This is a genomic window from Streptomyces sp. NPDC006365, assembly GCF_042870755.1.
Lineage (GTDB): Bacteria > Actinomycetota > Actinomycetes > Streptomycetales > Streptomycetaceae > Streptomyces > Streptomyces xiangluensis.
This window is the reverse complement of the sequence record NZ_JBIAHS010000019.1, coordinates 129800-149845: the sequence shown is the minus strand read 5'-3', so window position 1 is coordinate 149845 and position 20046 is coordinate 129800. Positions and strand designations below refer to the sequence as shown.

Sequence of the window (20046 nt, the reverse complement as noted above, 5' to 3'; positions counted from 1 at the left end):
CATGGCCGCCACGAGGACTGAATTTCGAGAAACGAAGCTCCGCCTACTGCTGGTGCGTCCGTCGGAGGCTGAGCCGTTCCTTCTCGGACAGGCCGCCCCAGACGCCGAACCGTTCGTCGTTGGCGATCGCGTACTGAAGGCAGGCGGACCGCATCTCGCACAGCCCGCAGATGCGCTTCGCCTCACGCACGGAACTGCCCGGTTCGGGAAAGAAGAAGTCGGCCCCGGTCTGCGCGCACAACGCCTGCTCCTGCCAGGAGAGGTCGGGTGCGGCAATGCTTTCGATGTGCATGCCGCAGATGGTGCCGAGCACCGAAAAACGTTCGCTCAACGCGGGATCAACGAGCGCGAGCGGTTGTTTCCCGCTACACAGCGTGACCACTTGCGCCGTCAGCCCGGCGCCCGCGTCCAGGAGCGATTGTCAGTGGCCGGTGCAAGACTCACCAGAGCAGGCAACGGGACCCCTCAAGGAGGAGGGCATCATGCTCACCACCCGTTTTGTCAACGGCGCCCCGAACTGGGTCGACCTCGGCACACCCGACATCGAAGGCGCCGGCTCGTTCTACCGTGCCCTCTTCGGCTGGGACTTCCAGGCGGGAGGACCTGAGGTCGGCGGTTACGGTTTCTTCCAGCTCGGCGGGCGGATCACCGCGGGCGGCATGCAGACCACCGAGGAGCAGGGCCCGCCGTCCTGGACCGTCTACTTCCAGTGCGCGGAGGCGGAAGCCACGGCCAAGGCAGCGGAGACGGCCGGCGGCAGCGTGCCGATGATGCCCATGGACGTCATGGACCAGGGCCGGATGGCCATCCTCAGCGACAACGCGGGCGTTGCCTTCGGCATCTGGCAGCCGGGCAAACGCAAGGGGGTCGACGTGGCGGGCGACCCGGGGTCCCTGTGCTGGGTCGAGCTTTACACCCCGGATGTCCCCGCGGCTGCCGGATTCTACCACTCGGTGCTCGGCCTGGAGACCTCGGCGGTGCCGTTCCCCGGCGGCACGTACACCTGCGTCAATCCCGCGGGCTCCACGGAGGACGACATGTTCGGCGGTCTCGTGGCGCTGGCCGACGTTCCGGCTGAGCAGAGTGCGTACTGGCTGCCGTACTTCGAGGTCACGGACACGGATTCCGTCGTCGCCAAGGCCGAGGAGTTGGGCGGCACGGTGCGTATGGCTGCCACGAGCGTGGAGGGCGTCGGCCGTATGGCCAAGCTGGCCGATCCGTACGGGGCGCGGTTCGCGGTGATCAAGAGCGAGGCGCAACAGGGTTGACGGAGCCCTCCGCTGGTTGTGCGGGAGGGTTCGGGGTGGTTCAGGGCTCGCTGCCGGGTGCGGGTGTTCTGTGGTCGCTCGCGCAGTTCCCCGCGCCCCTGAGGTCCGTGCGTGGGTCGGGGCCGTGGGCCGGTGCGTCAGCCCGTCGCAGGCGGGGCGTACGACCCGGTGTCGGTACACACTGCGGGTGACCTGAGACAGAACCCAAGCGACGGGCATACGACGCACCGGCCCACGTCCCCTCCCGCCGGTGGGAAGCTGCGGGAGCGATGGGGTGCGGGCATTTCGGCGCACGGTCAACTTATGAACGGACGAAGATTTCGAGAGCGCTCTCAGTCATAACCCTTGACGCCTCAACTCCCCCTGGGGACATTGGTGCAGACCGCAGAAGCCGAGCCCCACGCGCATCGGCCTCCCGGCAACCCCCCACACCCCAGGAGACCTTCCGTGATCTCACGCAGATCGTTCCTGACCTCAGCTGCCGCCATAGGAACCGCCGCAAGCTACCCCATCTGGGGAAGCGCTCTCAGTCCCGGCGCCCTGGCCGCGCCCGCCACCTGCGAACTTGCCCTGCGGAACGCCTCGTTGCCGGGCACGGTGCGCGCGTACGTCACTGGGCACGAGCAGTCCACCGGCAACTGGGTGCTGTTGCGGGCCGACGGCGGTGTCTACCGGCCGGAGTCGCCTTCGGCGCCCCAGACCCCGCTGCCCGTCGACTGTGCCATTCCGCTCGGTGCCGCCGGTTCCGCGCCGAAAGTGTTGACGCTTCCTCAGATGTACGGCGCCCGCGTCTACTTCGTACGCGACGACACGCTCGACTTCTTCCTCAACCCTGGCCCCGCCCTGGTCGAACCCGCCTTCGCCACGCCCACCGACGCGAACTACGGCAAGACCTGGTCGTTCTGCGAGTTCACGTTCAACACCCAGCAGTTGTACGCCAACATCAGTTACGTCGACCTGGTGACCGCCCTGCCGATCGGTCTGACCCTGGAGGGCGACGCCACGCACACCGTCGCGCCGCTGCCCGACGGCGCCGTCGACAAGATCGCTTCGGACCTCGCGGCGCAGGCGACGAAGGACGGACAGCCCTGGGACAAGCTCGTCATCCGGGGCGACGGTGGTGCCGTACTCCGGGTGATCTCCCCGCAGAACCTGATGGCGCCCTACTTCGACCGCCCAGCCGAAATGCCGTTCCGCGACGTCTGGAACAGCTATATCGACCAGGTCTGGGAGAAGTACCGTACGACCGACCTCAAGATCGATCTCCAGGGCGGCCGGGGTGTGTTCGCCGGACGGGTCAGCGGCGACACCCTCACCTTCGACGGCGGCCACACCTTCGCCAAGCCCACGTCGAAGGACATCTTCACCTGCAATCACGGCCCGTTCACCAACAACCCGAACGACCCGGACGAGAAGAAAGGCCTCCTCGCCCGCCTCGCCGCCGGCTTCAACCGCTCCATCATGCTCACGCACGCCTCCCAGCCGAACGGTGCGACGGCGGCCGACTACTACAAGGGCGAGGTCACGAACCACTGGTCGCGTGTGGTGCACGCCAACTCGCCCATCGGTTACGCCTTTCCGTACGACGACGTCCGTCCGGACGGCGAGCCCGATGTATCGGGGGCCGCGCATGACGGCAACCCGCGGAGGTTCACGGTGACGGTGGGTTCTTAGCCCTGGTAGGCAGCGGTCAGTGGGCGCCCCTTCAGGGGCGCGGGGCCGTACAATCCGCGGCTCCGCCGCGTGGGCGCGACCAGCCACAACGGGCCCGCAGCCGCCCTGTCTTCCCTGCGGGGCATACGCGGTCGCGAAACCCTACGCGGAGGCCCGCCGCACCAACGTCGTCGGCAGGACAACGCTGGAGGGCGCCCCCACCAAGCCCCCCTGCGAGCCCGAGCCGGCGGTACCGGCGGCCAGCCCTCGCAACAACAACCGAGCCATCAACCGACCCATTTCCTCGATGTCCTGACGAACCGTCGTAAGAAGTGGGTCGGTCTGCTCCGCAACCGGCAACATGTCATCGAACCCGATCAGCGCGACATCCTCGGGCACCCGGAGCCCCCGCTCCCGCAAAACCCGCAGAGCCCCCGAAGCCATCAAGTCATTCGCGGCGAACACGCCGTCCAAGTCCGGACAGCCGTCCAGAAGTTGACGCATCGCACGCTCACCGCCGGCCGGTGTGAAGTCGCCCTCCGCGATCAGCCGGGGGTCGGCGTCCACCATGACGTCCCGGAACCCGTCGAGCCGGTCGACCGCCGAGGTCTGGTCGAGGGCGCCGGTGATGTGGACGATGCGCGTACGGCCGAGCGCGACGAGATGGCGCACGGCCTCGCGGGCGCCACCCCGGTTGTCGCTGTCGACATACACCGGAGACGCGGCGCTGCGCGTCCCGTCGCCCCAGCCGGGCCGCCCGCCGAACACGGTCGGCACCCCGGCGCCGTGGATCAGCTCGGGCAGCGGGTCGTCGAGGTGCAGGGAGAAGACGAGGGCCCCGTCGACGTGGCCGCCGGCCAGGTAGCGGCCCACGCGCGCATGGTCGTCACGGCCCTCGGTGAGCAGCAGTACGAGCTGGGAGTCGTGCGCGGTCAACTCCTTGCTGATGCCCCGGAGCTGGAGCGCGAAGAAGGGGTCGGCGAACACCCTGGTCTCGGGTTCGGCGATCACCACGGCCACCGCGTCGTGCCGACGGGTCACAAGACTGCGCGCGGCCTGGTTGGGGACGTAACCGAGTTCTTCGACGGCCCGCCTGACCCGCTCGACGAGGGCCTCCCGGACCCCGTCACCACCGTTGACGACCCGCGACACGGTGGCCCGGGATACCCCCGCCCGTGCCGCCACCGCCTCCAACGTGGGGCGCGACGCTGTCGACGACTCGGACACCTCGGAACTCCTCAGGGCAGCGGTTCGGGGCCAGGATAACTCCTGGTCGCCGCGCTGCTGAGAGCGCTCCCTGATCCTGCCGGATCCACATCGAGTGGGCCTGTCGGGGGCAGGGTCCGATCATGACTGACGACTGGCGGAGCGATCGGATCGGCAGCGCGCTTCGGGGGCGGGAATCCCACGGTGCTCCGGAGGCTGGAAGCCGGGTTCGCGGTGATCGGGGATGTTCAGTTCCTCCCGGGTTACTCGGTGTTTCTCGTGGACGATTCTGCGGTGCAGCGCCTCTCGGAGCTGCCCCGGAGCAAGCGGCTGGCGTTCCTGTCCGACATGGACAGGCTGGGTGAGGCCGTCGAACGCGTCTGCAAGCGGCTGGACCCGGCCTTTCGCCGCGTCAACCTGGAGAGCAACTCGGTGCTGCACAGCGTCGAGTACGAGGCCGACCCGCGCCGTCGCCCGCTGACCTACGACGAGGTACAGGCTCTGTTCGATGCCGCCGACGCGCGGCCAGGGCCGAATACGCGGCCAGGGCCGGAAAGGGGCCTTGGCGGCTCTGCGTGACGCGGCCGTGCTCAAGACCATCTACGCCTACGGCGCCCGCCGGACGGAGTCGTCAAAGGTCGACCATACCGACTGGTGACGCAGGCACCGCAGCGGATGAGCATGGACACCCTCGTGGCGCTCTGCGACATCCTGCAGTGCACCCCGAACGACCTGATCAAGCCCGAGGTCGTCAACGTCCAGGTCCGCAAGACGGCTGGCGGTGAGGCGGGGCCGGCTCCGAGTGCTCCGCGGCGGACCGTCATTCGCCGTCCCGGCCAGTCGTGAGACGTCGACGGGCCAGGCTTCCCCTGGAGGATGCCCGGAGTGAGCTCGCCGAGATCCGGGCCCGGCTCGTCGGTCTCCTGCAGGACACGGTCGGCCCTGCGCTGACGGCGGAGCAGGGCCAGGAGCTCCTTGAGCGGGCGAAGGCGTGGAGCCCGCCGATGGCGCGCGAACTTCACGCCCACATGGCCCAGTTCCCGGACGCGTTGACTGACCCGTCCCCGCACTGCCCGTCGTCCTTGCCCCGGTTGCTGCAGGTCCTGGAGGCGGCCGGGCACGACGGTGCCGTCACCAGCTCGCCTGCGTGATCTGTGGCCGCGCCGGTCGCAAGGTTTCCCGTGTCACTCCGCAAGGCCGCGCATGCGACTGGTGCGTCTCCCGGACCGAACTGCGCCCGTGCTCGTGCTGCGGGCAGGACGGTCACATCGTCACCCGGACAGAGGAGGAAGGAGCGGTCTACCGCTCCTGCTGCGAGAGCCGCCACCGGTTCACCGGGCCCTGCGCCGACTGCGGACGCCTCGGCACCTACCGGATGCGGCTCAGGGACGGGGCCAGGGTCGCCTTGTGCCGCCCCTGCGCCGGGTTCGCGGAACGCGGCCCGCGCCATCGCCCAGTGACGCCTCCTTACCGCATTGGCGCCAGCAGGTCGCAAGCCGATGCGGCGGTTCCTCAGCTCCGGGACGGGCTGACCGTGAGCAGGCGACCAGCCAGGCTGCGTGGACGTACGGCGAGGCTGTCGGCGATGGCGCGCAGGGTCATCGCCGCCGGAGCCTGCGGGGTCTTCAGTACCAGCGGGGTGCCGGCGTCGCCCGCTTCGCGCAGGCGGGGGTCGAGAGGTACCTGACCGAGGAGGGGCACTTCGGTGCCGACCTTGCGGGAGAGCGAATCGGCGACCGTCCGGCCCCCGCCGGAGCCGAAGAGTTCGGTCCGTGACCCGTCCGGCATCAGGAGCCAGGACATGTTCTCCACCACGCCGGCCACTCGCTGGCCCGTCTGCAGGGCGACGGCGCCGGCCCGCTCGGCCACCTCGGCGGCGGCGGACTGCGGGGTGGTCACCACCAAAAGCTCCGCATCGGGAAGCAGTTGGGCGACCGAGATCGCGATGTCGCCGGTGCCCGGCGGCAGGTCGAGGAGGAGGACGTCCAGGTCGCCCCAGTAGACGTCGGCGAGGAACTGCCGCAGCGCGCGGTGCAGCATCGGGCCGCGCCAGACCACGGGGGCGTTGCCCGGGGTGAACATGCCGATGGAGATCACCTTCACACCGTTGGCCCGTGGCGGCATGATCATCTTTTCGACCTGGGTGGGACCGGTCACGGCTCCCAGCATCCGCGGGACCGAATGACCGTGGATGTCGGCGTCCAGCACGCCCACCGAGAGCCCGCGGTCGGCCATGGCCGCGGCCAGGTTCACCGTGACGCTGGACTTGCCGACCCCGCCCTTGCCGGAGGCGACGCAGTACACCCTGGTCAGTGAGCCGGGTGCGGCGAACGGGATGGCCGGTTCCGTCGCGTCGCCCCGCAGGCTTCGGCGGAGTTCGGTGCGCTGCTCGTCGCTCATGACGTCCAGTTCGACGCGCACCGTGCGCACACCGGCCAGCGCGGACACGGCGGCAGTGGTGTCCGCGGTGATCCGGTCCCTGAGCGGGCAGCCGGAGACCGTCAGCCAGATACCGACCGTGACCGTGCCGTCGGGGGCGACCGTGACGTCCTTGACCATCCCGAGGTCGGTGATCGGCCGTTGGATCTCCGGGTCGAGGACTGCGGACAGGGCCTGGTGGATGTCGGCGACGGCAGGCGGGAGTGCCCGGGACGGGGTGGTCGTTGTCATGGAGGCTCGCAATCCGGTGGCGGGGCGTGGCGGTGATGGCGGGTGCGGCAGGTCTCAGCCGGTGACGGTCCAGGTGTCCTTGCCGGTGAGGAGCGCCTGGAGGTCGGGCGGGGCGGCGGACCGGGCCCGGTCGGTCTGGGCGCGGACCTGGTCGTCGTACACGGGGCGGCTGACGGAGCGGAAGACGCCGGTGACGCAGTGGGTGAGGTCCTGGGAGGACAGCCGCGACAGGGCGAAGGCGGGGGTCGGGTCCTCGCACGTCGCGTCGTGCACCACCAGGGCCTCCTCGCCGGCCTCGGCGACCTCCGCGGTGGTGAGGCCGCCCGAGCCGGTACGGATCACGCCGTACTCGCCTTCGGCGCCGAAGCGGATCGGTTCACCGTGGCGCAGGGGGACGATGCGCCGCTCCTTCTCCCCCGGCTGCCGGAGCACCTCGAAGGCCCCGTCATTGAAGATCGGGCAGTTCTGGTAGATCTCCACGAGGGCGGCGCCCCGGTACTCGGCGGCGGCCGTGAGCACCTCGGTCAGTCCCGCGCGGTCGGAGTCCAGGACGCGGGCCACGAAGCCGGCTTCGGCTCCCAGGGCGAGCGAGACGGGGTTGAAGGGGGCGTCGACCGAGCCGACCGGAGTGGATTTCGTGACTTTGCCGGTCTCGGAGGTGGGGCTGTATTGGCCCTTGGTGAGGCCGTAGATCCGGTTGTTGAACAGCAGGATCTTGAGGTTGACGTTGCGACGCAGGGCGTGGATGAGGTGGTTGCCGCCGATGGACAGGGCGTCACCGTCGCCGGTGACCACCCACACGGAGAGGTCGGGGCGGGCGACGGCCAGGCCGGTGGCGATGGCGGGGGCGCGGCCGTGGATGGAGTGCATGCCGTACGTGTTCATGTAGTAGGGGAACCGGCTGGAGCAGCCGATGCCCGAGACGAACACGATGTTCTCGCGGGCCAGGCCCAGCCGGGGCATGAAGCTCTGAACGGCGGCCAGGACCGCGTAGTCACCGCAGCCGGGGCACCAACGCACCTCCTGGTCGGACTTGAAGTCCTTCGGCGAGAGCTTGACGTCGGCGACCGGCACCAGGGCCTGGCCACCGAGGCCGGTCGGCAGGCCGGGATCCGGCACATCGGGGCCGGGCGGGCCCGGGCGCGGCGTTCCGGGGCGGGGCAGGCCGAGGTCGGTGGTGGTCATGTCCGGACTCCTTCGATCACGTCGGTGAGCACCCCTTGCAGTTCCTCCGCCCCGAACGGCAGACCGGCGACCTTGGTGTACGAGACGACGTCGGTCAGGTATCTCGCCCGCAGCAGTGTCGCGAGCTGGCCGAGGTTCAGCTCGGGGACGACGACCCGCTCGTAGCGGGTAAGGGCCTCGCCCAGGTTCGCCGGGAAGGGATTGAGGTGACGCAGGTGCAGGTGGGCGACGGCACGGCCGGTCCTGCGGACGCGGCGTACCGCGGCGCCGATCGGCCCGTACGAGGATCCCCAGCCCACCACGAGAACCTCGGCCTCCCCGGACGGGTCGTCAACCTGCGCATGGGGCACGGCGATGCCGTCGACCTTGGCCTGGCGCAGCCGCACCATGCGGTCGTGGTTGTCCGGGTCGTAGGAGATGTCGCCGGTGCCGTCGGCCTTCTCCAGGCCGCCGATGCGGTGTTCGAGACCGGGGGTGCCGGGTACCGCCCAGGGCCGGGCGAGGGTCTCCGGGTCGCGCAGGTAGCCCCAGAAGCCGTCGGATCCGTCAGGAGCGTTCGGTTCCGTGGTGAACTCGACGCCGAGGTCCGGCAGTTGAGTGGCATCGGGTACGAGCCACGGCTCCGATCCGTTGGCGATGTGTCCGTCGGACAGCAGGAGCACCGGGGTTCGGTAGGCCAGGGCGATCCGGGCCGCGTCGAGCGCGGTGTCGAAGCAGTCCGCCGGGGTGGAGGGGGCGAGGACCGGCACCGGGGACTCGCCGTTGCGGCCGAACATGGCCTGGAGCAGGTCCGCCTGCTCGGTCTTGGTGGGCAGTCCGGTGGACGGTCCACCGCGCTGCACGTCGATCACCAGCAGCGGCAGTTCTGTCATCACGGCCAGGCCGATGGTCTCGCTCTTGAGGGCGAGGCCGGGGCCGGAGGTGGTCGTGACGCCCAGTGCTCCGCCGAACGCCGCACCGAGCGCGGCGCCGACGGCGGCGATCTCGTCCTCCGCCTGCAGGGTGGTCACGCCGAAGTTCTTGTGCCGGGACAGTTCGTGCAGGATGTCGCTGGCCGGAGTGATGGGGTAACTGCCCAGGACGACCGGCAGTCCGGACCTGACTCCCGCGGCGACGATGCCGTACGCCAGGGCGGTGTTGCCGGTGATCTGCCGGTACTCGCCGCGTGGCAATGTCGTCGCCGGGGCGACCTCGAACGTCACGGCGAACGACTCGGTGGTCTCGCCGTAGTTCCAGCCGGCCCGGAAGGCCAGGATGTTCGCCTCCGCGATGTCCGGTTTGCGCGCGAACTTCTTCCGCAGGAACCGCTCGGTTCCCTCGGTCGGCCGGTGGTACATCCAAGAGAGCAGGCCGAGGGCGAACATGTTCTTCGCCCGCTCCGCGTCCTTCTTGCCCAGGCCGGTGGCGGACAGGGCGCCCCGGGTCAGTGTCGCCATGGCCACTTGGTGCACCTGGTAGGAGGACATGGCGTCGTTCTCCAGGTCCTCCAGCGGGTTCGCGGTATATCCGGCACGGGCCAGGTTCCGTGGGGTGAACTCGTCGGTGTTCACGATCAACGTCCCGCCGGGCGGCAGGTCGGCGAGGTTGGCCTTCAGCGCGGCCGGGTTCATCGCCACCAGCACGTCTGGGCGGTCGCCGGCGGTGAGGATGTCGTAGTCGGCGAAGTGCACTTGGAAGGAGGAGACGCCGGGGATGGTGCCCTGGGGGGCGCGGATCTCGGCCGGAAAGTTCGGCAACGTGGCCAGGTCGTTTCCGAAGGCCGCCGCCGCCGAGGTGAAACGGTCCCCGGCAAGTTGCATGCCGTCGCCGGAGTCTCCCGCGAACCGGATGACCACGCGGTCGAGCCGCTCGGTCCGGGTGGCGGGAACGGTTCCGGGGGTGCGGGTGGCGGGTTTGTCGTGGGTGTCGGTCATGGGGCTGCTCGCTCCTTCGCGTGGATGCCGCGCTGCGGCGGGGTGCCCGGGTGGCGCCGACTGCCCGCCGCGGTCGGTGGTGGCTGTGGTGGCCGGTGGGCCGGGGAACGCGAGGCTCCGGGGACGGGAGCGTCCGACCGCCGGCCGCGGACCCGGTGCACCGGAGCCGAACGAACTCCGGGTGGAACCGCGTTGGGGCGCGGCCGGGCCGCGGGCCCGCGCGACTGGTGCGGGCATGAGCGGCGGTGCGGACCCCGTACCCGGACGAGATCAGTCCACAGACCTCAGGCCGGGCCGGAGTCGGGTACGAGGTCCCGCACCGCTCGCAAGTACAGCGCAAGGCGCAGTCGCGTGCGTTCCGCTTTCGCGGCGCCAGGTGACGAGGGCGGCAGACTCCGAGCCAGACGATCCGCCCCGTCCAGCGCCCGCCGGAGGATCCCGGCGACCTGCCCGGGATCACGGACGCCGGCTCGGGCCGACAACACCGCCGACTCGTCGGCCTCCGCCGCCACCGGACCAGCAGGCGCCGGGGCTGTTGCCCCACCGAGCGGCCGAACCACCGGTCCGGCAGACGGTGAGACCCTCGCCCCTGCGGACGGCGATGCCGCACCAGCGTGCGGCCGGGCCGCTGGATCGGCAGCCGACGGGGCCGCCGGACCTGCGCACGCCGAGACGCTCGGGCCGAGGGGCACCGAGGACAGTGGGGCCGCGACGGCGCCCAGCCCTGCCCCCCGCAGTACGCCGAGGACCGCCTCGGGCGAGGCTGGGTCGGCGGGATCGTCGTAATTTTGGCGGAGGATCCAGTCGCCGTCCGGGCCGAGCAGGCCCAGGGCGTCGAGCACGCGGCCCGACGCCTCGTCCCACGAGCCCAGTTCCCGGGCGACCGTCTCCGCCGCCGTCTCGGGCAGCCACCGGAAGGGCAGCCGCCAGGCCGCGGCGATCGCCTCCCGCGCTTGCGGGCTCTCCGCGGCCAGCAGCAGCACCTCGGCACCGCCGGCAGAGAGTCGGGGGGCGAGGTCGCGGACTGTACTGGCGAGTCCGCACGAGTAGGGCCAGTGGCCGCCGCGGAGGGCGACCACGAGCACCGCCGCGTCCGGGCAGGTCCGCGCCGCCAGCACCGTACCGGCGGCGCGGCTGGCACCCGCGGCGGTCACCGGGCCGCTCATGGTGCGGTGTAGCTCTGGACGAAGGGCGTGTCGACGCCGATCGGTCCGAGCGCCTCCGCACCGCCGGGCGTGCCCAGCGGCTCGCCCCGTCCGGGCAGCACCGAGGTGAAGAAGCGCGCGTTCTCCGTGACGAACGCGGCCTGCTCCGGCGGCACTTCCTCCTCCATGGTGATCGCCTCGACCGGGCATACGGGTTCGCAGGCACTGCAGTCGATGCATTCCTCGGGGTTGATGTAGGCCATGCGCTCGCCGACGTAGATGCAGTCCGCCGGGCATTCGTCCACGCAGGCGCGGTCCATGACGTCGACGCACGCGGCCCCGATGACGTAGGTCATGACGAGGTCTCTCCTTAGCTGTGATGGGGTTCTGGCGCTGTGGGGGCGGGTTCAGGCGCCGTCGATCGAGAGCGCGGCCGACGGGGTCGGGGCCTCGCCCATCGAGGCGAGGATTTCGTAGCGGCGTCGGGTGAATTCGGGTTCGAACTGCGCACCGGGCCGTCGCGGGTTGGGGATGTCGACGACCTTGCTGACCTTGGCGGGGCGTGGGGTGAGCAGCACGATCCGGTCGGCCAGCAGCAGCGCCTCGTCGACGTCGTGGGTGACGAAGAGGATCGTGGTCTCGTACTGCTGCCAGACGGAGATCAGCAGTTGCTGCATCTCCGAGCGGGTCTGGGCGTCGAGCGCGCCGAACGGCTCGTCCATCAGCATCACTTGAGGGCGGGTGGCCAGCGTCCGGGCGAGTTGGACGCGTTGCCGCATGCCGCCGGACAGCTGGCCGGGCAGGTGGCCGGAGAACCCCTCCAGCCCGACCTGGGCCAGCAGGTCCTCAGCCTGTCGGCGTCGGTCTCCGCGCGGTACGCCACGCAGTTTCAGGGCGTACTCCACATTGCGTACGGCCGAGCGCCAGGGCAGCAGCGCGTCCTCCTGGAAGACCATCGCGCAGTGCGCGTCGGTGCCGCCCACGGGCTTCCCGTCGACTTCGGCGCGTCCGGCGACCGGCTTCAGCAGCCCGGCCAGCGCGCGGAGGATGGTCGACTTCCCGCAGCCGGAAGGGCCGAGCAGGACCACGATCTCTCCGGGCTCCACGTCGAGGTCGACATCGGCGGCCGGCATGTCGCCGAAGGCGAGCCGCAGTCCCTCCAGGCTGATTCTTGCTCCGGCGCTCACCGGGCGGCCCTCGGCAGCCAGCGGTTGACGCGGGATCCGAGCCGTTCCACGAGCCAGGCCGTGCCCCAGCCCAGGATCCCGATCGACAGCATGCCGACGACGACGCCCGCGTAGTCGAGCAGTCCGTACGACTGCCAGGTGTAGTAGCCGATGCCGAACTGGCCGGAGATCATCTCGGCGCTGATCACGCAGATCCAGGCGACGCCCATGGAGACGGACAGCCCCGAGAAGATGCCGGGCATGGCGCCGGGCAGGATCACGTGCGCCAGTATGGACACCCGGCCGGCGCCCATGGTCCGGGCCGCCTCCTCCCACACCTTGGGCAGGGTCTTCATCGCGTGGATGGTGCTCACCGCGACCGGGAAGAACGCCGCGAAGAAGGTGATGAAGACGATGCCCTGTTCCCCGGTGGGGAACATCAGGATCGCCAGGGGCACCAGCGCGATCGCGGGGATCGGGCGGGCGACCTCGATGAGTGGCCGCACCAGTGCCTGGACCAGACGGGAGCGGCCCACCGCGATGCCGATGGCGACCCCGCTCACCGCGGCGAGTCCGAACCCGATCAGGATGCGGCGCAGGCTGGCCAGCAGGTCCTGGTAGTAGGTGCCGGAGGCGAGTTGGACCCGCAGTGTGTCGTACACCTCGACCGGGCCTGGGAGTTTGTCGAAGCGCAGCCACAGCACGACGTCCTGGGCCGTGAGCACGTACCAGAGCAGCACGGCGGCGGCCAGCGGGAGTGCGGCCAGGGCGGCGGCGACCGGACGGCGTTTCCATCCGCCGGCCGGTGTGCCGGGGCGGAGGGCGGTGCGCAGTCCGTTGCGGGGGCGGGGCGGTGCGGCTGCCGGGGCACTGTTGTCGGTCAGAGGCTGGGCGGAGACGGGAGTCGTTGTCATGGGTCCTCTTCCTCCGATCTCTCACGCTGCGGCGAGTGCCGCGGCGTAGTCGAGTACGCGGGCGCCCTTGTGGCCCGCCAGGTAGGAGTCCGCGTCGTCGGTCACCGCGAACGGCAGCAGCCGGGAGTTCGCGCTCTTTGCCGGGTCGAGCACCCACGTAGCGGAGTCCGCGAAGATCCGGGTGCCGGTCTCGGTGTCCGGTACGTAGGCGGCGCGGACGCCGCCGTCGTGGGCGGCGATCTGCTTCAGCAGGCAGGTCGGGGTGGCGGCGACGTCGGTCGAGGCCGCGCCCTTGAACCACACCTCGGAGGCGGTGCGCGGGTCGTCCACCGCGGTGTGGCAGACCGGGTCCTGGCCGCTGAGCCGGTTCGGGTTGGTCAGCTTCGCGGCGGCGGCGTCGTAGGAGGAGCCGTAGACCTGGCGCAGGTAGCTGTCGTTGACGAATTTCTTCAGATCCAGGGACTTGACCGATCCGAGGTCCTTCAGGAACGGCACGTCGGTGGCGAGGGCGTCGACCAGCGGCTTCTTGATCGTCGGGTCGAAGGAGACCAGACCGTTCGGCCCGTTGTAGAGGTAGATCACCTCGGGTTCGATGCCGGTGATCTCGGAGACCTTCTCGGCGGCGGCGAGCGGGTGGCCGTTGAGGTAGTCCGTGGTGTCCCGCTGTGCCTCCAGGAAGGCACGCATCACGTCGGGGTGGTCCTTGGCGAAGGACGAGCGGGTGACGACGGCGTGCAGGGTGGCGACGCCGTTGCTCCCGCCGTCGTAGAGCAGCCGGCCCTGCTTGCGGAAGACCATCAGCTGCGGCCAGGGCACGAACTGGGAGAGCGCGGCCACCTGCTTGCCCTCCAGGGCGGAGGCGCCGACCGAGGGGTCCTGGTTGAGCGTCTTGACGTCGTCCGGGCTCATGCCGTTCTCGTCCAGCGCCTTGACGAGCATGCCGTGGCCGGCGGAGCCGATGCTGGTGGAGACGACCTTGCCGCGCAGGTCGGCGAGGGTCTTGGCGGACGAATCGGTGGGCACGACGACCTGGTTGAGTGATCCACGCAGGTTGTATCCGGTGACGGCGACCATTTCGGACGCGGCGTCGGGGTACGGGGCGCTCTTCGACCCGTTGACCAGGAGCGGATAGTCGCCCATGGACCCGATGTCGACCTTGCCGCCGATCATCTGCGCGGTCAGGGGCGGGCCGGAGGGGAAGTCCGTCCAGACCACTTTGTACTGGATGCCCTTCGCCTTGCCGAGAGCTTTGAGCTTGGCTTCGAAGGTGCCGCGGTCGCGCAGCAGGGTGCCGGCGGTGACGGTGTTGATGGTCTTGGACTGGTAGCCGATGGTGACGACGACGGTGGAGGAACCCGAGCCGGTTTCGGAGCCGCAGGCGGCGGCGCCGAGACCGAGGACGGCGAGGACCGCGACAGCAGAGGAAATTTTCATGGTCTCTTCCACTCAGCGCAGCAGGAAGGGGATGTCGACCGTCACCGCGTCGACCGGACAGCGGGCCGCGCAGGGGCCGCAGTACCAGCACTCGTCGACGTGCATGTACGCCTTGCCGGTGTCGGGGTGGATGGCCAGGGAGTCGAGCGGGCACATGTCCACGCAGAGCGTGCATCCGTCGATGCACTTGGATTCGTCGATCGTGACCGGTACGTCCACCCGGTTCGCTGCTTGCGCCATTCGGGATCTCCTTCAACTTCAACTGGTCGTTCTCAGGCGTGTGGTGGTCCGTGGGGTTCGTGGGCGTTCTTCGGGGTCGTGGGTGGCAGGCGGCCGGAGCCGCCTGCGTCACTCGGCGTCGGAAGCGGCGAGGCTCATACGGGCGAAGGCGCGGACGTCGGCGTCGGCGTCGCCCAGGGCGGCCTCAAGGGCCGTACGGATGTCCGGGCGGCCCGGCAGCCGGGAGCCCAGGGCCCGGACCGCCGCCTTGCGGACGTCGAGATTGGTGTCACGGGTGGCGGCGATCAACTCGGCGACCGCCTCCTGCGGGTCCGCCACGGACAACGCGGTGGCCGCTCCCTGACGGACCTGCCAAGCGGCGTCTGTCAGCGCGGCGGCGGCCACGGCCGTGGCCTGTTCGGCGCAGCCGGTGTGGGCCATGGCCGACAGGGCTGCGGCCCGCACCAGGACGTCGGTGTCCTCGGCCAGCACGGTCAGGGTGGTGGCCCCGCGGGGGTCACCGACCGATCCCAGCCCCCGGGCGACAGCCAGCCGCACCGCCGGCGCCGGGTCGCCGGCGGCCTCGCCCAACACGTCCAGCGCGTCCAGCGAGACGAGCCCGAGCACCACCTCGCAGCGGACGGTCTCCACGGAGTCGGGCAGCAGCGCCGCCAACTCCTCGGTGGTGCACAGCCGATGACGCCACAGCGCACCCACGGCGGCAACACGGACATCGGCGTCCTCGGACCTGCTCGCCTCCCGCAGGGCCCCGTTGAACCGCTCGCCGATCACCAGCACCTCGCGCAGTTCGCCGAGCAGTTCGACAGCGGTACGGCGCACCGCCGCGTCCGGGTCCGACAGAGCCGCCGCGAACACCGCCGAGGGCTCGTCCCACTCCTCGGCCGCCTCGCTGAGCACGGTCAGCGCCGTGCGCCGCACGCCGGCGTCGGGGTCGGTCAGGAACTCGGCCAGTTCGTCGGTGGTCGGAGACTCCTCGGCGAGCTCCAGGAGGGCCAGGATCCGCCGGGGACCCTGCGTCCCCGCCCGAGGGCCTTGCGTACCCGTGGTCATCCCCACACCGCCGCGAGATCGGCGCCGGCCGGCGCGGGCACGTCGGGCACCCCGTCCGGGCGGACGAAACCGGGCACCGGGACGATGTACGGCGCCACGGGGCGGGTGAGCGTCTCCAGTTCCCCGCCGGCGCTCTTGCGCAGGTTGAGGTGGCGGAACCAGGTGGCGTCGTCCGACTCGGGCAGGTCGGCGCGCTGGTGGTACAGGCCCCACCGGCTCTCGGTGCGGGCCAGCGAGGCCCGGGCGGCCATCTCGGCGCAGTCCCGGATGAAGGTGACTTCGGCACAGCGCATGAGCTCGTGCGGGGTGTGGGCACCCATGCCGGCGATCTCACGGCGCATCCGGTCGAACGCCTCGACACCGAGGGTCAGATAGCGCTCGGTCTTGGGCGGTTGGAGGTAGTCGTTGACGAAGCGGCGGAGCTTGTACTCCACCTGCGGCTGAGGCGGGCCGTCCGGGTTGGACAACGGTCGGTAGACCAGTTCGTGGGCCGCGGCGATCTGGTCCTCGGGCAGCGCGGGACGGCCGGCCGAGGAGGCGAAGGCGGCGGCGTGCTCGCCCGCGATGTCGCCGTAGACGAAGGCGCCGATCATGTAGTTGTGGGGCACGCAGGCCATGTCGCCGGCCGCGTACAGCCCGGGAACCGTGGTCGCCGCGTGTTCGTCCACCCACACGCCGGAGGCCGAGTGCCCGCTGCACAGCCCGATCTCGGAGATGTGCATCTCGACGTCGCGGGTGCGGTAGTCGTGCCCGCGTCCGGCGTGGAACGTGCCGCGCGTGGGGCGTTCGGTGGTGTGCAGGATGCCCTCGATCTGGCTGATCGTGGCGTCCGGCAGGTGGCTCAGCTTCAGGTAGACGGGGCCGCGCGCGCTGTCCAGCTCCCGCTTGACCTCCGCCATCATCTGGCCCGACCAGTAGTCGCAGTCCACGAAGCGGTTGCCGTCGGCGTTGACCTGGTAGCCGCCGAAGGGGTTGGCGACGTAGGCGCAGGCCGGGCCGTTGTAGTCCTTGATGAGCGGGTTGATCTGGAAGCACTCGATGCCGGACAGTTCCGCGCCGGCGTGATAGGCCATCGCGTAGCCGTCGCCGGCGTTGGTCGGGTTCTCGTACGTGCCGTACAGATAGCCGCTGGCGGGCAGGCCCAGGCGCCCGCAGGCCCCGGCGGCCAGGATCACCGCGCCGGCGGAGATGGTGACGAACTCCCCGCTGCGGGTGTCGAAGCCGACCGCACCGATCGCGCGGCCGTCCTCGGTGAGCACGCGTACGGGCATGATCCGGTTCGCGATGGTGACCCGGGAGCGCACATGGCGGGCCCGCAGGGTGCGGTACAGGACCTTCTTGACATCACGGCCCTCGGGCATCGGGAGCACGTAGCTTCCCGAGCGGTGCACCTTGCGCACGGCGTATTCGCCGTGCTCGTCCTTCTCGAACTTGACGCCGTAGCCCTCGAGGCGCTGGACCATACCGAAGCCACGGGTCGCGGTCTCGTAGATGGTGCGCTGGTTGACGATGCCGTCGTTGGCGAGCGTGATGTCGGCGACGTAGTCCTCCGGGGTCGCCTTGCCCGGGACGACGGCGTTGTTCACGCCGTCCATGCCCATGGCCAGCGCCCCGGAGTGGCGCACATGGGCCTTCTCCAGAAGCAGGACATCGGCGCCGTTCGCGGCCGCGGTCAGCGCCGCCATCGTGCCGGCGGTGCCTCCGCCGACGATGAGGACGTCACAGACGAGTTCGCGCCGCTCGGCCAAGGGTGGGATCTGCACGGAAGTCAGCCCCTTTCGGGAGAAGGGTGGTGGTTCAGCAGCGGGTGCGTGGGGTCGGGGGTGCGGTGGAGCCAGCCGGCCAGCGACGTCCGGTCACCGCGGAAGCGGACGAACTCGAGGTCGATGGGCCGGCCCGCGTCGGTATACGTCAGCCGTTCCAGCAACAGCAGCGGAAAGCCGTCGGGTACGTGGAGGAGGCCGGCGACCGTCCGGTCGGCGGCGACCGCCTCGATGGACAGCGCCGCGGCGCCCAGCGGCAGACCGAGTTCGCCTTCGAGCAGTCCGAACACGTCGTGCCGCGCCAGGTCCATCTCCAGCAGAGGCCGCCCGACGTCCGCCGGCAGGTAGCTGGCGTCCAGGGACAACGGCTGCCCGTCCAGGAGCCGCACCCGTTCCAGGGCGATCACTTCCGTGCCCGGATCGAGCGACAGCCGCTCGGCCACCGTCGGGGTGGCCGGCACGGTGTCCGCCAGCAGGACCTGGTTGACCACCCGGTCGCAGCCGGTGTCGAAGCTCTCCGCCAGCCCGCGCAGGCGATCCAGCCCCTGCACCGCCTTGCCGGAGACGACGAACGTCCCGACTCCGGGGATACGGTCGACCAGCCCCTCCTTGCGCAACAGCGCGAGGACGTCCCTCACGATATTGCGACTGGCCCCGAACTCCGCGGCCAGTTCTGTCTCGGAGGGCAGCGGTCGGGTTCCGTACACGCCCGCCAGGATGCGGGTGCGCAGCACGTCCCGGATACGCCGTACCGGTGCGACACGGCTGCCTGTAGCGCGGCCACCAGCGATGATCCCTGTCATGGCCGGAATGCTCCGGAGCGCTTGTTACACGTACCAGTGGCTGGAATTGCGCGCTTGTTACGCCAGTCCCGCCGTGTGGCGGTCTGCCGCTGACCTGGGGTGACGGGCTGCTGCCGGACCGTATCGCCACGTCGGCCGCGGCGCGATGCGCTTGCGGACACCCGGGCAGGGCGCTCGCGGACCACCGGTGAGCGAAAGGGCGGGCTTCGTGGGCCCGTTGCGGGCGTCCGGTGAGCCGGGGCACGTCTCGGCGGCCAGGCCCGGTCCGTACTCCACCGGCGGGTCGGCCGGGATCTCCCGAGTGGCGGTGGCCGCCAACGAGCCGGCACAAGCAGTCCGGGGCCTCCAGGCGGACCGGCGTGCCACGCTGACCGCGGGGCGCTACAGGGGGCCGTAGAAACCGCACGGATCGCCGGCACGCCCCTACCCGGACCGAGGCGGCGGCCGTGTGGGCTCCCCCTGAATCGACTCGCGGGCTCCGGCGGCGACATCTCCCGGGAGGCGAGGGCCGGCAGGGTCGCTGCCGAGCCGACCGCGGGCGCTGCCGGATGTGGCCGAAAACCGCGCTCCCCGCCGGCACGCTCTCCTACCGGACCGAGAGGGCGGCCCGGACGCAGGCACTACGCGTTACCGCGGCACAACAACACCATCCGCAGGCACTACCCGCGGATGGCAAGGGCCAGCAGTGTCGCTGCCGGGCCGACCGGAGGGGTCTCGTGGAGCCAGACGGCACGGAATTTTCGGCGTAGCAGGCGGGACCCTTCCAGCGGCACGCTGATCAGCCGCTGGTCATGGAGTTCGGCGGACACCGCGAGACGGCTGAGTACGGCGGGCGCGTCGCCCGTGGTCAAGGCCGACTTGATCGCGGTGGTGGAGCCGAGTTCGGCGGCGGGGGGCGCGAGCTCACCGGTCTCCCGGAGGAATTCCTGTAGCGCCTCCCGGGTGCCCGAACCCTGTTCGCGCAGGATCAAAGGGGTGGCAGCCAGCATCCGCAACGGCAGCGGCATACGGCGCCTGGCCCACGGGTGTCCCGGTGCGACCACCACGACCAACTCGTCGTCGTCGATCGCCCGGCTGCGCAGGCCGGGCGGTGCGTGCGGGCCCTCGACGAAACCCAGGTCGGCCTCGCGGCTGCGGACCATGTCGGCAACCTGTGACGAGTTGCCGACCCGCAAGGCGACCCTGGCTTCCGGGGCCCTGCCGTGCAGGGTGATCAGCCAGGCCGGCACCCGGTGATCGGCGATCGTCATCGAGGCGGCGACCCGCAGCCTGCCCTGCTGGTCGGCGTGGAGCGCGGCGACCCCGCTGAGCAGGGCCCGGGCCGCGTCGAGTACCGGCCGTGCCCAGTCGACGACGGCGGCTCCGGCCGGGGTGAGCCGGGACCCGGTGGGGCTTCGTTCGAGCAGCACCAGCCTGAGCTGGCGTTCCAACGCGCTGATCCGCATGCTCACCGCCGGCTGGCTGATCCCGTGCCGCTCGGCGGCCTGACCGAGGCTGCCTGTCTCCGCGACCGACACCAGCAGATCCAGCACCTTCAGTTCCGGCGTACCCGGCGGCAGGCCCATCAGCACGGCTTATGACCTCCTCGGAATTCGGTCTCTACCGGAGCCCGGTCCACCACGGCGATCGTGCGGTG

At 70.6% G+C, this 20046-nt stretch carries 19 protein-coding genes and 2 pseudogenes; 6 read left to right on the top strand and 15 right to left on the bottom strand.

Annotated features, from left to right (window positions below; translation table 11 throughout):
• Positions 1-43 precede the first annotated feature (43 nt).
• Positions 44-292, bottom strand: a complete 249-nt coding sequence (locus ACFYO0_RS37040; RefSeq protein WP_388685157.1) for a WhiB family transcriptional regulator — start codon at positions 290-292, stop codon at positions 44-46.
• 190 nt (positions 293-482) lie between these two features.
• On the opposite strand from ACFYO0_RS37040, the gene ACFYO0_RS37035 reads away from it, so the two are divergent.
• Positions 483-1268 carry a VOC family protein gene (locus ACFYO0_RS37035; protein WP_388685154.1) on the top strand — a complete coding sequence of 262 codons (786 nt, stop codon included), beginning with the start codon at positions 483-485 and terminating at the stop codon, positions 1266-1268.
• Between the two features lie 447 nt (positions 1269-1715).
• On the top strand, positions 1716-2942 hold the full coding sequence (locus tag ACFYO0_RS37030; protein ID WP_388685152.1) for a glycoside hydrolase family 64 protein: 1227 nt from the start codon (positions 1716-1718) through the stop codon (positions 2940-2942).
• A gap of 141 nt (positions 2943-3083) precedes the next feature.
• On the opposite strand, the gene ACFYO0_RS37025 is transcribed toward ACFYO0_RS37030, so the two are convergent.
• On the bottom strand, positions 3084-4148 hold the full coding sequence (locus ACFYO0_RS37025; protein WP_388685149.1) for a LacI family DNA-binding transcriptional regulator: 1065 nt from the start codon (positions 4146-4148) through the stop codon (positions 3084-3086).
• Between the two features lie 122 nt (positions 4149-4270).
• Between ACFYO0_RS37025 and ACFYO0_RS37020 the strand changes: the two are divergent.
• The 3 genes and pseudogenes from ACFYO0_RS37020 to ACFYO0_RS37010 form a co-directional block, all read left to right on the top strand.
• Positions 4271-4550, top strand: a pseudogene (locus tag ACFYO0_RS37020) (diadenosine tetraphosphate hydrolase); the annotation flags it as partial.
• 222 nt (positions 4551-4772) lie between these two features.
• Positions 4773-4973 (top strand): annotated as a pseudogene (locus tag ACFYO0_RS37015) (helix-turn-helix domain-containing protein); the annotation flags it as partial.
• A complete protein-coding gene (locus ACFYO0_RS37010) occupies positions 4970-5278 on the top strand; it encodes a hypothetical protein (RefSeq protein WP_388685146.1) in 309 nt (102 codons plus the stop codon). The pseudogene ACFYO0_RS37015 and the gene ACFYO0_RS37010, both read left to right, overlap by 4 nt.
• Positions 5279-5639: 361 nt before the next feature.
• Here the strand turns inward: ACFYO0_RS37010 and ACFYO0_RS37005 are convergent, their stop codons facing one another.
• The 12 genes from ACFYO0_RS37005 to ACFYO0_RS36950 form a co-directional block, all read right to left on the bottom strand.
• Positions 5640-6797: an Mrp/NBP35 family ATP-binding protein gene (locus ACFYO0_RS37005; RefSeq protein ID WP_388685143.1), complete on the bottom strand. Its 1158-nt coding sequence runs from the start codon at positions 6795-6797 to the stop codon at positions 5640-5642.
• Between the two features lie 54 nt (positions 6798-6851).
• Positions 6852-7982, bottom strand: a complete 1131-nt coding sequence (locus ACFYO0_RS37000; protein WP_388685140.1) for a 2-oxoacid:ferredoxin oxidoreductase subunit beta — start codon at positions 7980-7982, stop codon at positions 6852-6854.
• Positions 7979-9895, bottom strand: a complete 1917-nt coding sequence (locus tag ACFYO0_RS36995; protein WP_388685138.1) for a 2-oxoacid:acceptor oxidoreductase subunit alpha — start codon at positions 9893-9895, stop codon at positions 7979-7981. The genes ACFYO0_RS37000 and ACFYO0_RS36995 overlap by 4 nt, the downstream gene beginning before the upstream one ends.
• Positions 9896-10179: 284 nt before the next feature.
• Entirely contained in the window at positions 10180-11049 is an 870-nt protein-coding gene (locus ACFYO0_RS36990; protein ID WP_388685136.1) for a hypothetical protein, read from the bottom strand.
• An 8-nt stretch (positions 11050-11057) separates the two neighbouring features.
• A complete protein-coding gene (gene fdxA, locus ACFYO0_RS36985; RefSeq protein WP_388685133.1) occupies positions 11058-11396 on the bottom strand; it encodes a ferredoxin in 339 nt (112 codons plus the stop codon).
• A gap of 51 nt (positions 11397-11447) precedes the next feature.
• Positions 11448-12227 (bottom strand): ABC transporter ATP-binding protein, encoded by a 780-nt coding sequence (locus ACFYO0_RS36980; RefSeq protein ID WP_388685130.1) that lies wholly within the window; start codon positions 12225-12227, stop codon positions 11448-11450.
• Positions 12224-13120 (bottom strand): ABC transporter permease, encoded by an 897-nt coding sequence (locus tag ACFYO0_RS36975; protein ID WP_388685128.1) that lies wholly within the window; start codon positions 13118-13120, stop codon positions 12224-12226. The genes ACFYO0_RS36980 and ACFYO0_RS36975 overlap by 4 nt, the downstream gene beginning before the upstream one ends.
• 21 nt (positions 13121-13141) lie before the next feature.
• Positions 13142-14554 (bottom strand): ABC transporter substrate-binding protein, encoded by a 1413-nt coding sequence (locus ACFYO0_RS36970; protein ID WP_388685125.1) that lies wholly within the window; start codon positions 14552-14554, stop codon positions 13142-13144.
• 12 nt (positions 14555-14566) lie between these two features.
• On the bottom strand, positions 14567-14794 hold the full coding sequence (locus ACFYO0_RS36965; RefSeq protein WP_175436735.1) for a ferredoxin family protein: 228 nt from the start codon (positions 14792-14794) through the stop codon (positions 14567-14569).
• Positions 14795-14902: 108 nt separating this feature from the next.
• The gene (locus ACFYO0_RS36960) at positions 14903-15844 is read right to left on the bottom strand and encodes a HEAT repeat domain-containing protein (protein WP_388685121.1); all 942 of its coding nucleotides are present in this window, start codon (positions 15842-15844) and stop codon (positions 14903-14905) included.
• Positions 15841-17607, bottom strand: coding sequence for a fumarate reductase/succinate dehydrogenase flavoprotein subunit (locus tag ACFYO0_RS36955; protein ID WP_388685119.1), 1767 nt, complete (start codon positions 17605-17607; stop codon positions 15841-15843). Before ACFYO0_RS36955 ends, ACFYO0_RS36960 begins: the two co-directional genes overlap by 4 nt.
• Before the next feature lie 5 nt (positions 17608-17612).
• Entirely contained in the window at positions 17613-18410 is a 798-nt protein-coding gene (locus tag ACFYO0_RS36950) for a GntR family transcriptional regulator (RefSeq protein WP_388685116.1), read from the bottom strand.
• Between the two features lie 187 nt (positions 18411-18597).
• On the opposite strand from ACFYO0_RS36950, the gene ACFYO0_RS36945 reads away from it, so the two are divergent.
• Positions 18598-18807 (top strand): hypothetical protein, encoded by a 210-nt coding sequence (locus tag ACFYO0_RS36945; RefSeq protein ID WP_388685114.1) that lies wholly within the window; start codon positions 18598-18600, stop codon positions 18805-18807.
• 262 nt (positions 18808-19069) lie between these two features.
• Here the strand turns inward: ACFYO0_RS36945 and ACFYO0_RS36940 are convergent, their stop codons facing one another.
• Positions 19070-19975: a LysR family transcriptional regulator gene (locus tag ACFYO0_RS36940; protein ID WP_388685265.1), complete on the bottom strand. Its 906-nt coding sequence runs from the start codon at positions 19973-19975 to the stop codon at positions 19070-19072.
• Between the last annotated feature and the right edge of the window lie 71 nt (positions 19976-20046).

Excerpts from the sequence above, each read along its gene's own strand:
- ACFYO0_RS37040 (WP_388685157.1), bottom strand. The coding sequence starts at position 292 with ATGCACATCGAAAGCATTGCCGCACCCGACCTCTCCTGGCAGGAGCAG.
- ACFYO0_RS37035 (WP_388685154.1), top strand. The coding sequence starts at position 483 with ATGCTCACCACCCGTTTTGTCAACGGCGCCCCGAACTGGGTCGACCTC.
- ACFYO0_RS37005 (WP_388685143.1), bottom strand. The coding sequence starts at position 6,797 with ATGACAACGACCACCCCGTCCCGGGCACTCCCGCCTGCCGTCGCCGAC.
- ACFYO0_RS37000 (WP_388685140.1), bottom strand. The coding sequence starts at position 7,982 with ATGACCACCACCGACCTCGGCCTGCCCCGCCCCGGAACGCCGCGCCCG.
- ACFYO0_RS36995 (WP_388685138.1), bottom strand. The coding sequence starts at position 9,895 with ATGACCGACACCCACGACAAACCCGCCACCCGCACCCCCGGAACCGTT.
- fdxA (WP_388685133.1), bottom strand. The coding sequence starts at position 11,396 with ATGACCTACGTCATCGGGGCCGCGTGCGTCGACGTCATGGACCGCGCC.
- ACFYO0_RS36975 (WP_388685128.1), bottom strand. The coding sequence starts at position 13,120 with ATGACAACGACTCCCGTCTCCGCCCAGCCTCTGACCGACAACAGTGCC.
- ACFYO0_RS36970 (WP_388685125.1), bottom strand. The coding sequence starts at position 14,554 with ATGAAAATTTCCTCTGCTGTCGCGGTCCTCGCCGTCCTCGGTCTCGGC.
- ACFYO0_RS36965 (WP_175436735.1), bottom strand. The coding sequence starts at position 14,794 with ATGGCGCAAGCAGCGAACCGGGTGGACGTACCGGTCACGATCGACGAA.
- ACFYO0_RS36960 (WP_388685121.1), bottom strand. The coding sequence starts at position 15,844 with ATGACCACGGGTACGCAAGGCCCTCGGGCGGGGACGCAGGGTCCCCGG.
- ACFYO0_RS36950 (WP_388685116.1), bottom strand. The coding sequence starts at position 18,410 with ATGACAGGGATCATCGCTGGTGGCCGCGCTACAGGCAGCCGTGTCGCA.
- ACFYO0_RS36940 (WP_388685265.1), bottom strand. The coding sequence starts at position 19,975 with ATGGGCCTGCCGCCGGGTACGCCGGAACTGAAGGTGCTGGATCTGCTG.